Annotated in this window: 13 protein-coding genes; 9 read left to right on the top strand and 4 right to left on the bottom strand. The window is 46.0% G+C overall.

The annotated features are described in order from the left end of the window. The first annotated feature begins 52 nt into the window (after positions 1–52). The 3 genes from VJ374_RS15130 to VJ374_RS15140 all read left to right on the top strand — a co-directional run bounded on the left by VJ374_RS15130 (position 53) and on the right by VJ374_RS15140 (position 3,549). Positions 53–1,270 (top strand): PucR family transcriptional regulator, encoded by a 1,218-nt coding sequence (locus VJ374_RS15130; RefSeq protein ID WP_290753489.1) that lies wholly within the window; start codon positions 53–55, stop codon positions 1,268–1,270. Positions 1,271–1,391: 121 nt separating this feature from the next. Then, positions 1,392–2,516: an alanine dehydrogenase gene (gene ald / locus VJ374_RS15135; protein WP_329469482.1), complete on the top strand. Its 1,125-nt coding sequence runs from the start codon at positions 1,392–1,394 to the stop codon at positions 2,514–2,516. A 172-nt stretch (positions 2,517–2,688) separates the two neighbouring features. Continuing rightward, positions 2,689–3,549: a tetratricopeptide repeat protein gene (locus VJ374_RS15140; protein WP_329469483.1), complete on the top strand. Its 861-nt coding sequence runs from the start codon at positions 2,689–2,691 to the stop codon at positions 3,547–3,549. 3 nt (positions 3,550–3,552) lie between these two features. Here VJ374_RS15140 and VJ374_RS15145 read toward each other — a convergent pair whose 3' ends face one another. Then, positions 3,553–4,200 (bottom strand): diacylglycerol/polyprenol kinase family protein, encoded by a 648-nt coding sequence (locus tag VJ374_RS15145; protein WP_035412085.1) that lies wholly within the window; start codon positions 4,198–4,200, stop codon positions 3,553–3,555. Between the two features lie 111 nt (positions 4,201–4,311). Between VJ374_RS15145 and VJ374_RS15150 the strand changes: the two genes are divergently transcribed. Further along, positions 4,312–4,935 carry a DUF1836 domain-containing protein gene (locus tag VJ374_RS15150; RefSeq protein ID WP_035412080.1) on the top strand — a complete coding sequence of 208 codons (624 nt, stop codon included), beginning with the start codon at positions 4,312–4,314 and terminating at the stop codon, positions 4,933–4,935. A gap of 45 nt (positions 4,936–4,980) precedes the next feature. Here the strand turns inward: VJ374_RS15150 and VJ374_RS15155 are convergent, their stop codons facing one another. Continuing rightward, a complete protein-coding gene (locus VJ374_RS15155) occupies positions 4,981–5,457 on the bottom strand; it encodes an LURP-one-related family protein (protein ID WP_023469691.1) in 477 nt (158 codons plus the stop codon). Between the two features lie 171 nt (positions 5,458–5,628). Further along, positions 5,629–5,973: a restriction endonuclease gene (locus VJ374_RS15160; RefSeq protein ID WP_231496919.1), complete on the bottom strand. Its 345-nt coding sequence runs from the start codon at positions 5,971–5,973 to the stop codon at positions 5,629–5,631. A gap of 345 nt (positions 5,974–6,318) precedes the next feature. Here VJ374_RS15160 and VJ374_RS15165 point away from each other — a divergent pair, with 345 nt between their 5' ends. Continuing rightward, complete coding sequence (locus VJ374_RS15165; protein ID WP_329469488.1) at positions 6,319–8,451, top strand: PAS domain-containing sensor histidine kinase; 2,133 nt, start codon at positions 6,319–6,321, stop codon at positions 8,449–8,451. A gap of 14 nt (positions 8,452–8,465) precedes the next feature. After that, positions 8,466–9,515: an SDR family oxidoreductase gene (locus VJ374_RS15170; RefSeq protein ID WP_308102285.1), complete on the top strand. Its 1,050-nt coding sequence runs from the start codon at positions 8,466–8,468 to the stop codon at positions 9,513–9,515. 52 nt (positions 9,516–9,567) lie between these two features. Here the strand turns inward: VJ374_RS15170 and VJ374_RS15175 are convergent, their stop codons facing one another. Beyond that, complete coding sequence (locus VJ374_RS15175; RefSeq protein WP_329469490.1) at positions 9,568–10,959, bottom strand: TrkH family potassium uptake protein; 1,392 nt, start codon at positions 10,957–10,959, stop codon at positions 9,568–9,570. Positions 10,960–11,119: 160 nt separating this feature from the next. Here VJ374_RS15175 and VJ374_RS15180 point away from each other — a divergent pair, with 160 nt between their 5' ends. From VJ374_RS15180 to VJ374_RS15190, 3 genes are all read left to right on the top strand, one after another. Further along, on the top strand, positions 11,120–11,359 hold the full coding sequence (locus VJ374_RS15180; protein WP_023469697.1) for a hypothetical protein: 240 nt from the start codon (positions 11,120–11,122) through the stop codon (positions 11,357–11,359). A gap of 98 nt (positions 11,360–11,457) precedes the next feature. After that, complete coding sequence (gene motA, locus VJ374_RS15185) at positions 11,458–12,243, top strand: flagellar motor stator protein MotA (protein ID WP_035412066.1); 786 nt, start codon at positions 11,458–11,460, stop codon at positions 12,241–12,243. Further along, positions 12,218–12,991, top strand: a complete 774-nt coding sequence (locus VJ374_RS15190; protein ID WP_308102286.1) for a flagellar motor protein MotB — start codon at positions 12,218–12,220, stop codon at positions 12,989–12,991. Before motA ends, VJ374_RS15190 begins: the two co-directional genes overlap by 26 nt. Positions 12,992–12,994 lie beyond the last annotated feature (3 nt).

Genomic DNA, 12,994 nt, shown 5'->3' on the forward strand with positions numbered 1-12,994 from the left:
AACAGAAGCTATACTAAAGATACTGAACGAGAGAGAAAGAAGGGATTCCTCCATGTTAGAAGCTTCATACCATTCGTTAGACGATTTAGCGGAAGCGATCGGTATCGCCTTAAATGCGCCGATTACGATTGAAGATCGTAATCACCGTCTCCTTGCCTATAGTACGCATACTGCTGACACGGACCCTGCTCGTGTCGCAACGATCATCGGTCGCCGGGTACCGGAATCGGTCATTGACCAACTCTGGAAAGACGAAGTCATCCAGAGTCTCGCTACTCAAGACGATCCGCTCATCATTTCTGCACGCACGGATGTTGGACTGAATGACCGCGTCGCCATTGCCATCAAACAAGATTCAGAAATTCTCGGCTACATTTGGTCGATTGCTCGCAGTACCCCGTTCACTCCATCAGAACTAGCAGATTTAAAGAAAGGAGCTCTGCTTGCTCAACGTCAATTACTAGCGATCGACATGCAGAAAAAACGGAAGGAAGAGCAGACGGAACAATTCTTCTTTGAGTTATTACATGAAGAACTATCCGAGTCGGAGATCCTGAAGATGTTTTCTAAGCTCCATGTCGCACCCCCTGGCATTAGTCGTTTGACGGTCATCCGTTTTTCTGAAGCAATCACACCACGACTTGCGGATCGTCTGCGCTATTTATTGACGATCCAACAGACAGTTCGTCCATTACTTTACGCATATGATGAAACAGATTTTATCTTGTGGATCAGCACAAACGACCGCGACGCAGAACAAGAGCGTCTACAGTTTGACGCCTTCATTCAGTCCTTCCGTCAATTGCTCGCGGAGCGGTTTGATTATACGGATTTCGTTGCGGCAAGTAGTGAAGTCTTCACGGGCGTCCAAGCGCTTCCGGAGCGTTACGAAGAGGCGGGTATCGTCTTACGTTTGAAAGATGCCTTTCCATTCGAACTGAAGAACGTGACGCGTTACGAACGTCTCGGCTTGTTTCAGCTCTTGCCAATTTTTTCAGAACGTTTGCGACGACGAACGGTTCGTCTCGAAGAAATCGAGCGATTGCGTGCTTACGATGTGAAACATGCCTCCTCTTTATGTGAGACGCTAGAATGGTTTCTTCATTATGATGGGAACGTCAAGCAAGTCGCTTCCCATCTCCATGTTCATCCGAATACGATCCTATATCGGATGCGACGGATCGAGGAGGAAGCTGGTATCCGGATGGAATCACTACCCGAACGTTCCTTACTTTATTTGTACCTAAAAGCAGACCGATATCCTTTGTGATTTTACACAAAGGATATCGGTTATTTTTGAAAACGCCGATAAAGTAGAGCGCTTTCATTTCTCGTATACTGAAGAAGAAGAGAAATTGATTTGTTTATTTGCGAAAGGGGATCGCGTTCACATGATCATTGGAGTATTAAAAGAAATTAAAAACAACGAAAACCGTGTTGCATTAACACCTGCCGGGGTAGCAGCGTTACATGCACAAGGACATCGTGTCATCATTGAATCGATGGCAGGCATGGGGAGTGGCTTCACGAACGAGGAGTACGTCAAAGCTGGTGCTGAAATCATCGCGACTGCTGCTGAAGTCTGGGCAACAGCCGAACTGGCTTTAAAAGTCAAAGAGCCAATCGCTTCAGAGTACCAATATTTCCGTCCGGACCTGACATTATTCACGTATCTCCATCTAGCTGCTGAGCCAGAACTGACACGTGCACTCGTTGATTCGAACATCACAGCAATCGCTTATGAGACAGTAGAGAAGAACCGTACACTTCCATTGTTAACACCAATGAGTGAAGTCGCCGGTCGTATGGCATCACAAATCGGTGCACAGTTCTTGGAAAAACCACACGGTGGTATGGGCATCCTGCTTGCAGGTGTCCCTGGGGTTCGTCGTGGAAAAGTAACAGTCATCGGTGGCGGTGTCGTCGGAACAAATGCTGCGAAACTCGCTGTCGGTCTTGGTGCAGATGTTACGATCATTGATGTTAGTCCAGAACGCCTTCGCCAGTTAGATGATATCTTTGGTAACTCGATCAATACATTGATCTCAAACCCGTACACGATTGCTGAAGCGGTCGCTGAAAGTGATCTCGTCATCGGTGCTGTCTTGATTCCAGGTGCAAAAGCACCGAAGCTCGTCACTGCCGACATGGTCAAACGGATGAAGCCAGGTGCTGTCATCGTTGACGTTGCCATCGACCAGGGTGGAATCTTTGAGACGGTTGACCGCATCTCGACGCATGATGATCCAACGTACGAAAAATTCGGTGTCGTTCATTACGCGGTCGCGAACATGCCGGGTGCCGTTCCACGTACGTCTACCCTGGCATTGACGAACGCAACGCTTCCGTATGTCCTTGAACTCGCGAATAAAGGCACACATCGTGCGCTTGCTGAAAACAATGCTCTTGAAAAAGGATTGAATGTCGCGCAAGGCTTCGTCACGTATGAAGCGGTCGCACGCGATCTCGGATACACGTACAAATCCGTTGAAGATGTACTTCACTTACACGCATAATTTCGAAAGTAAAAATAGCCGATGCTTCCTTTTCTAGGAATGATCGGCTATTTTTTATGAAAAGAAGAAATTGCGGACGAATCTCTTTATTATTTCTTGAGGCACCACTCGGCTTGTCATATGATGAAAATGAAAATATATGATTTTGAATTAATAGAGGTGATTTCATTACATGACACAAACCGTAACCGCTCATTCTCATGAACTTCAGAGCCATGTCGCTGAAGTTGCGTTACTCGAAGCACTGACATCTGATACAGAAGAGAACGTACGTATTGCCGCAACCGAGCGCTTACGTGTTCTTGTTCCATCCCATCCATTGCTCAACATTGCTACAGCCCATTCCCTTTATTTTAAGAACGAACTCACTCAAGCGCGTCGACTTATTGAAGAGACGCACCAGCAAATCGGCGAGCATGTGCAAGGATACATTCTTCTCGGTATCATCAGTGAAGAGGAAGGATATATGCACGAAGCAGAACAGTTTTTCCTTTCAGCCATCACACGGTTCCCGGAAGAACCGGCAGGACATCGTTCTCTTGCCGTCCATTACAATCATCGACAATTTTATGGAGAATCAGCCGTCCATGCGTTTACATATTTAAAGAAAGTTGGCGCATCTGGAATCGATACGCTGATGGCTATTGATTCCATCCAACAACTAGACGGTCATTCGATCGATATGTTGGAAACACTCTATGCGTTAATCATCGGGGTATCTCATCTCGATAAAACAGCTGTCTTTCATGCGACTGCTTCTGCTAATCAAGGTATTCAATACGAGATGCTACATGCTACATTGCGTGAAGACAGCGACGATACACTCTACGCTAAACTCGACGAACGCATTTCCAATATGCTCGAGCACGGCTTGTACGCAGCTGTTTATGACGATTCCGAAGAAAAAATCTATCGCTATGTTTTCCGTGATATGTGTCGAGATATGACCATCCGTCATGCAGGATGGCGTGCGTACCCAGACTATATTCGACTACGTTTTCTCTATTTCAAACAATTGTTGTTACGCGACTGAAAGTCAAAAAGCAAACGCAACGAGTGCCGCGATCGTCCATGGCAAGATTAAGTTGTCGAGATCGCGATATGAGATTGCTTCGATTAAGGCTGCGATGTTTGCAAGCAAGAAGCCGTAACTGACAGCGAGCCAAATCGGTTGTCCATAAAATAAGAACGTTACAGTCAAAACAAGGAATGACGCTAAAAACAAAGCGATACTTCCTTCAAAGGAACGTTTCGTCTCACCGCGGACGTAAAACGTCTTCCCGAAGCGTTTTCCGACGAGTGCCGCGAGACCATCTCCCCAAGCGAGCACCATGCTTCCCGCAACGAGTGCCATCGGTTGTCGTTCGAAGAAGAATAGGACGAGTCCTGCCAATGCGAGCGGATAATAGACCGTTCCATAAGAAGGACGGTCGACGCCATGCATCTGTCCGATTCCTTTTCGTAATGTCAACAGATTGACGAGAGCAAAGAAAAGTAATGGTACGATCGCGATGTACCAGTGATCAAGCCATAGCAGCGCAAGAAATACCCAGTGACCGACAGCGACATGAATCCATTTCCGAACCGTCTCGGGAGAAAAACCGAAACGGCGTCCAACGAATTCAAGAATGACGAGAATGAAGCCAACGATTCCAATCGTGCCAATGGCAGCAAACCATTCCATCGTGATTCCCCCTTTCCTATTATTGTACGTTGTTTTAGTTGCCATTTGCCCTATTGAACCTTCATTTGATAACATAAGGTCAAATGACGTCCTAGAGAGGAAGTTTTGGAAATGTATGATGCTCAAGCAGTCCAAACATTATCAAGTTGTCTGCAACGCCTGAACGAGGGGAAAGGAATCGAACCCCTCGTCGCAATAGAAGGAACGGAATTGCCAAAGGTCATCAATCGCCTGAAACAATTCGATCCATTAAAAAATGGTTTATCGATCAATGAAATCGTTCATTTGGCAAATGCTCTAATCGGAGAACACATGTCAGCGACGACGATCCAGAACTGGACGAAACGTGAAGTTCGGGACATCATCGGCGTACCGCACCGTGGGAAAAAATACTCGATCAATCAAGCCGCCATCATCTACCTGTTGGATGATTTAAAACACCTCTTCTCGTTAGAAGAAACACGGGAACTGCTGACGATTGTCTTCCAGAACCCAAATATCGATGAGGATGATTTAATCAGCCCTCTTAATTTTTATCTCGTCTATACGCAGCACGCGGAGACAAGTGGACCGATCGAATTAACGGAGAAGCGTCTCAAACGCTCGCTCGAGCGGATTAACGCCTACCGCCCTGAAACTGTTCATGTCTTACAACTCTGCCTCTACGCCCGTCGTGTGTCGCATTTGACACACGAAGCCAAACAACGCCTCCATCATGTCCTGCAAACGACATGATGAAAAAAAGATGCCATCCATGTCATGGAAGGCATCTTTTTTTATTTAAACAGCTGTCAGTGATTTATAGTGGACGTTGTTCGTCAGACTTTTCAGGACAGAGAGTAGTTCGTACATCGAGAGCTTGTCAGCATCCTTGACAAGACGGTATTCATCACCGTCCTGCAATAATTCCGCAACGACTTCTCCGGCTGCACTCCGTACGGAGAATTTTCCTTTTGTCAGGTCGAAGGAAATCGTGAACGTACCACGCTCATATACGTTGTACTCACATTTCTTCGAGAAGAGCGAAAACTTCTCGCGCATTTGACCTACCTCTTGTCCATCATGGTTCATCACGACCCATTTCTTACATGTCGGAATGAACTTACCAAACGCTACCCCTCTACCTTCACCATTCATTACTTGAACACGACCGTTTTCGTCGTGTTGAACCGCACCGATCATTTGGTGCGCTTCATCATAAATCGCGGCATGACCTTGCGAAAAAACGCAACCCTGCACATAGACAACTTTGCGCAACAGAAATTCTCCTCTCACTGCTAAAACGTGCTGGTTTTTCGTCCCCAGTTTATTTAGACATCCTGTATAGTTTAACTTTCTTTATCTGTATGATATTTCGTTAACGAAAATGATTATTGCACCGTTTCTTCAAATTGACAACCCCCTTTTGTCGACAATCATTCGACAAGTTCAATGCAGGTTCATCTCCTTTGCAAATGCGAGCAATTCTTCCCGATCGATGAGGCGAACTTGATTCGGTTCTGCCAGTTGATACGCGGCTTCTGTAAAGGTCGAATTCGTAACGACCCATCCCTCGTCCATTTCGTAGAATGGAACCGAGGCAGCGACCTGTTGAACCGCTTCGAGCCCTACAGCCGCACTGTATCGCTTCGCCTGGATGGCAATCTTATACCCTCGTTCATCCTCTATCAACAAATCTGCTCCGAAGTCGCGTGAGGCAGGTGTCAACTCGACCCGATATCCTGCTGTTTCAAATAAATCGGCAAGCCATTCTTCAAATTCTCGTCCTTCCATTCGATCGAGTCTTTTTTCAAGCGACGGCGTTAAAACGGACAAAAGAAGAAAAAGGATACACCCTACTATACTGATGATTAAGATTAAAGGTTCCCAAGAACTCGAAAAAAAATAAGTTCCGAAAATTCCTATCATGGCAAACAAAGCTGCTAGTAACAATCGTTTTCTTTTTAATTGTTTCATCCTACTTTTCCCCTCTACTTCGTCGTGACCTTTTTTTCACTATACTAAAATTCTTCGTTGGTTGCTTCCTTCGACAGGAAACGCGGCTCGTCTTGCAGAAGTAAACTAACGAGGAAAGACTGTCTTAAAATCCACGGTCGAAGACCAGTCAGGAGGTAGCTCATGGCAGAACATTCATCTCCTTCATCGCTACGGATCATCCATTCGACGTTACGTGCTATGAAAGAACCCGTACTTCTTGTCGATGCAGATGGAAAGATTCACTTTCATAATGACGCGTTTCAACACCAGTTCATGACCGCTCCGGATAAAGAAACGATCCAGGAACTTTTTTCGATTACGGATGATTTGTTTCCGATCCAACAGGAAACCATCATTTTGACGACACATCAGTTAACAGTCACAGCGATTGAAGAGACGGACTATTTTCTTGTCCATGTCGCTTCTCTTAAAATAGAAGACTTATTCGATTCAACGCTTGATGCTGCCTTATTCATCACAGATCCGGAGTTTCGGATTCGAGCATACAACGAGGTAGCCAGTACCTTATTCCGATTCGATCTTGCTGAAGACATCATCGGTCTAAAACCGACGATTCTCCATGACGCAAAGGAAGTCGCTACCCGCCGTCAACATCTTGAACAACTGAACTTAAAAGATTTATCAGATGAACAACTCTTCTTACTCCATGGTCGGGACGCGGAAAATGAATGGACCTATCATCGTCTGGATGGTTCGACGTTCCATGGACGGCTTTATATGACACGTCTGCCGAATGATACGTACTTTTTACTCATTCAGGACATCACGACACAAAAACAAATCGAATGGCACCTGACGAAAAGTGAACGCCGCTTCCGACTCTTCTCGGAGTCCGTCGTCGAAGCCGTCATTTTTCATGATCATGGCATCATCATCGATGCCAACCGTGCAGCAGAGGTCATCTTCCGGACGAAGCTTGAAAAGATGAAAGGAAAAACGACACTTGAGTTGATTCATCCGGATCATCATGCGCGTGTCTTACAACGAATCGAAGAGCATCGAGAAGAGCCCTATGAAGTTCTTGGTCAACGTGCTGACGGAACTTCTGTCGAAATCGAAGTTTTCCCACGTGAAATCATCTACAACAAAATTCGCATGCGCGTCGCCGTCGTTCGGGATATCACGGAACGAAAAAAAATCGAGAAAATGCTTGAACGTGAAAAAAATGCCATCATGCGTCAACGTGACATCACACAATCGATTCTTCAAGCCTCTAATGAAGGATTCCTGCTGACGGAAGAGGATGGAAGTTTCATCTTCATGAACGTCAAAGCACGCAAGTTACTTGATGTACCAGGGATTGCGCCAAGTAAGATCCAAGAACGGATCAGCTTGATCCCGAATCTTGATTTGAATACCCGATTCGATATGTTACGACAAGTCGAAGAGCTACTCGCCGGAAAACATTCTGAACTATCGTTTCGTTTTACGTTACAGCGACCGAACGAATCAAGTCCACTTTATTTTGAATTTTATGCGACGGCGATCAAGAAGGAAAAGAGTCGTATTTCTCGTCATGGTTTCTTATTCGTTTTCCGTGACCGAACTGAGGAAGCAAAGATGGATCAAGTCAAGGATGAACTTGTCAGTACCGTATCGCATGAGTTACGGACGCCACTCTCATCGATCCTTGGGTATATGGAATTGCTTCGCTACCGAGAGCAACCAGCTGATAAAATCAAACGTTATGTCGAAATCGTTCATGAAGAGACCAAACGGCTGACGACACTATTAAATGAGTTTTTAGATATTCAGCGTCTAGAGGGTGGAAAACAGGAGTATATCTTTACCTCGTTCTCATTACGCGATCTCCTCACATCGACCGTCGATGCCTATCGGGAAACCGTCGAACACCGGATTGAATTGGAACTGCCGGAAGATCCTGTACTCGTTTTTGCGGATGAGCACAAAATCAAGCAAGTCATGTTGAATTTGCTTTCGAATGCTATTAAATACTCTCCACAGGCGGATCACATCCAAGTCCGTCTCTCGGCAAACGAAGAGAAAGCGACGTTCTCCGTGACCGATTACGGACTCGGTATTCCACAAAATGCATTCGACAAACTCTTTACGAAATTTTACCGGGTCGATAACTCGGACATCCGAAAAATTGGTGGTACCGGACTCGGTCTTGCCATCTGTAAGGAAATCATCGAATCACACGGAGGAGCGATTTCAGTTGAATCAGAAATCAATGATGGTTCGACGTTCACCGTCGTTCTCGAACGCGATCCAAGAAAGGAATGGAATTGATGCGGACCTATTTCATGACGGGTTTTCCCGGCTTTTTAGCGACCAAACTAATTGAACAACTCGCACGTATTCCAGATCAAATCGCTTGTTTTCATGTGCTTCATTTATCGTCAGAACGAAACGCAGCTGTTAAGCGACGCGATGATCTTTTAGAACGCACATCCTTACGACCTGAGCAACTCGCGTTGCACGAAGGCGATATCACGCTCGAACAACTTGCTTTGTCGTCTGATACACGGATGATCCTGCAACAAGAGGTCACACATATCTTTCATCTCGCCGCACTGTACGATTTAGCTACGGCATATGAACCTGCCTTTCGGATCAATGTCATCGGTACCGCGAACGTGACCCAGTTTGCCCACACGTGCCGTGCTTTAGAACGCTACATCTACTTCAGTACAGCGTATGTCTCCGGTCTGCGCTCCGGAACGATTCTCGAAGAGGAATTACAGGCAAGTCGCTTTAAAAATGCTTACGAAGAAACAAAATACCTTGCTGAAGTGCGCTTACGCAAAGAACTCGGAACGATTCCCTATACAATCATCCGCCCCGGCATCGTCGTTGGACATTCTGAAACAGGTGAAACACCGAAATGGGATGGTGTTTATTTCGTTTTGAACGCGATGCGTCTCCTGCAATCCTTTGCTCCTCTTCCGTATCCTGGTCGAGCAAACGCGCTCGTCAATCTCGTGCCATATGATTATGTCATTGAAGCGACTGCTTATCTCAGTCATGCACCCGTCGGAAAAAATAAGACATATCATCTGACGGATCCATTTCCACATGGCGCACGCGCGATTTTCGAGATGTTACATGTCGCCTATTATGGACGTTACCCGCGTGGTATCGTACCATTTCGGCTCATCAGTACAGCGTTGACACCCACCGTCGCAAAACGACTCCAGATGCAACTTCAGACACTCGATTATTTCATCCATCCTGTTCAATACGATACAACACAGGTCTTACGTGATTTACGAGATACTGGAATCATTTGTCCGGACCTAACAGAAACGATGCCTCGGCTCGTCCAGTATTACCAAACACACGCGACACACTAAAAAAGTCCAATCGCTCTTCCCTAAGGGAAGTCGATTGGACTTTTTTTATCGGTTACCCGATCAACATATTTTCTTTTGGATAACGAATCGTCCGGTCTCGTTGTGCCGCAAACGTGAACAAGATCGTCAAGGATCCCACACGCCCGAGCAGCATCATGAACATGATCAAGAACTTCCCAAAGCTATTTAACTCTGGTGTCACATTCAATGATAGACCGACCGTCCCGAATGCAGAGACGGTCTCAAAGAATAGACCGATGAACGATAGATTCGGTTGACTCAACGCAAGGAGCGTCGTAATCAAAGCGATGAACAATAAACTGAAGACAGCAATCGCATACGCTTTTTGGATTGCCTGTGCTTGCACCGTCCGTCGCATCAGAACGGTCTCACGCTGTCCGCGTAGATACGTCCAGACATTCTTTAAGATGACCGCCGCCGTCGTAACCTTGATCCCGGAGCCTGTCGACGCGGAACCTGCTCCAATATACATTAAGACCATCATCAAGCCGATCGAGAGCGGCACCATCGTCGTTAAGTCGATTGTCTGGAAACCAGCCGTCCGTGTCGTGACGACTTGGAAGAATACGATATGAAGTGCATGAAAGAACGACTCGTCGCGTAATGAACCTAAGTGAGACACCCATTCATAGAGCATCATCGCTAAGACACCCAGTCCGTTAATGACGAATAACGACAGCACCATCAATTTCGAGTGTAGGGAGATTTTTTTGAAGCTTCGTTTTCCCGCGATGTCAGCAATGACCGTAAAGCCTAATCCACCAATCATCAAGAGCGCCGCGATCGTCAGGATGAACGTCGTATCTTGTTGGAAACCAATCAAGTTATCGCCCCAAAGTGCGAATCCTGCATTGTTAAAGGCAGATACGGCATGGAACAAACCGTAGTAAAGTGCTTTCCCAAAGCTATATTTGTATTGAATGAACAAATCGAGCGCAATCAAGAACATACCAACGATTTCGACAAGGACTGTCGTGACGATGATATTTCGAACAAGACGAATCGTTCCCCCTGGGCTATCGAGGTTGAACATTTCTTGGATGATGATGCGCTGACGAATTCCGATCTTTCGCCCTGTCACGCTCAGCAAGACGAGCGCAATCGTCATGAAGCCGAGCCCTCCGACCTGAATCAAGAGCATCATGATAAGTTGCCCGAACAGATTAAAGGCTTCCGCGATATTAATCGTCGATAGACCGGTAACGGTTCCGGCAGAAGTCGCGACGAACAAACAATCGATGAAGGAGATATCTTGCCCCTCCTGTTGCGAAATAGGCAACCATAACAAAAAACCACCTAGCAAAATCGTCAATGTGAAACCCGTCGCGATGAAGCGTGCCGGTTTATCGAACAACTGATGGTAAATCAATTCACCCACACGACCAAAACGTGCCAGTGGTGAACGTCTTTTATGCGAGAACATCTTACTCCCCCTAGATTTTTTTCAGACAGAATTGTCTTTATCATACTCCCTCGAATTAAGAAGTTCTATCGAAATATGCAATCGACTAAACGTTTTCTTATTTTTTTGGTAAACTAGATAAAAGTGGACGTGTAATCATTAAAGGAGGTTGAGGGAAACAGTGGACCCTAAGACGGCTGATCATTCGATTGAGGATGTCTGGCGAAGGCTGGAACGGCAATCACAATGGATGCCTGCGCAATTGTATTATCAATTTGAGGAACTCTTGTCACTACATTTGGAGCAACCGATTCTAAATGAATTGTATCAAGTGTTAAAAAAATACGACGTACTGACCGATATAGAGCGTGACGAACGAAACGAAAGCATTCAAATGCTAATCGATGAAAACGGCGCTTGATTCTCGGTTTTTGGATTTCCGAGCAGAAGAAGTGTCTTCTGCTCTTTTATTTTTCGTTCTTATACGCATTACATACAGAAAGGTGGCACACATCAATCATGGATATCGTGTCGATAATCGGGATCATACTAGGTCTTATCACATTGATCGGAGGAATGATCTTAAAAGGTGCGCCTCCAGTCGCCCTACTTAACCCTGCAGCCCTCGTCATCATCTTCGTCGGGACAGCCGCTGCCATCATGATTTCCTTCCCGAAGGAACGCCTAAAGGTACTACCGGCACTGTTTAAAGTCATCTTTTTCGAACAAAAATTAATGACGAAACAAGTCTTACTCGGACAGTTTCTGACACTTTCGACGCAAGCACGGAAAGAAGGACTGCTGTCATTAGAAGCAGCTTTAGAAGAAGTCGACAATGCGTTCATGAAGCGTGGTGTCATGATGGTCATCGATGGGCAGCCATCTGAATATGTCGAGGACGTCATGACGCGCGACCTCGAAAACATGACGGAACGGCATCATGCCAATGCAAACATCTTCACGCAAGCTGGAACTTACGCTCCGACCCTTGGGGTTCTCGGTGCCGTCGTCGGTCTTGTTGCCGCTTTATCCGATCTGTCGGATATTGAAAAATTAGGTCATGCGATCTCAGGTGCCTTCATCGCGACGCTGTTCGGGATTTTCACTGGGTATGTCCTTTGGTTCCCGTTCGCAACGAAACTGAAGCAAAAATCAGCGAGCGAGATTCAACTGTACGAGATGATGATCGAAGGCATTCTGTCGATCCAAAACGGTGAATCACCAAAAAACTTAGAAGATAAGCTACTCGTGTACCTGACACCGAAGGAGCGTGCGAACTATGAAGCGGAAAAAGAAGCCGCATGACGAACATATCTCCGAAGGCTGGTTGATTCCCTACGCCGACTTATTGACCTTACTTCTAGCACTCTTCATCGTTCTTTTTGCTTCGAGTAATGTCGATGCCGTCAAGCTAAAAGCGATGTCCCAGTCGTTTAGCTCCGTCTTCAATGGTGGTTCAGGGATGATTACGAACAGCTCGCTCTCCACTCAAGAAGAAGAGGATTCGAAAAAACTCGACGCGCGAACGAAGGCACAAAGCTATGAAATCGCAGAACTCGAGAAGATTAAAGACGAAGCAAACAAATATATCAAAAATGAACAACTCGAAAAAGACATCAAGGTGGAAATTACAAATGAAGGACTTGTCTTCACGATTCGTGACCGAGCCCTCTTCTCGCCAGCTCAAGCAGAAGTAAGAGGACGCTCGCTTCAAATCGCAGAAGGCATGAGTGCTCTACTCGTCAAGGCAGGACAACGTCAGATTCAAGTCTCTGGTCATACGGATAATATCCCAATCAATACGGCACAGTATCCATCAAACTGGGAACTCAGTGCAGACCGGGCGATCAGTTTCATGCGTGCCTTACAACGCAATCCAAAGCTCGAACCAAAACGGTTTACTGTCAGCGGTTACGGAGAGTTCCAACCGATTGCGTCCAATCAAACAGAATCCGGTCGTAGTCAGAATCGACGTGTCGAGGTATTGATTCGACCATTGATCGACTTAAAAGCAAACGTACTCGACGAAACGAAAGTTAAGTCCGGCACGTAAAAA

Source organism: Exiguobacterium sp. 9-2 (genome assembly GCF_036287235.1).
Classification (GTDB): domain Bacteria; phylum Bacillota; class Bacilli; order Exiguobacteriales; family Exiguobacteriaceae; genus Exiguobacterium_A.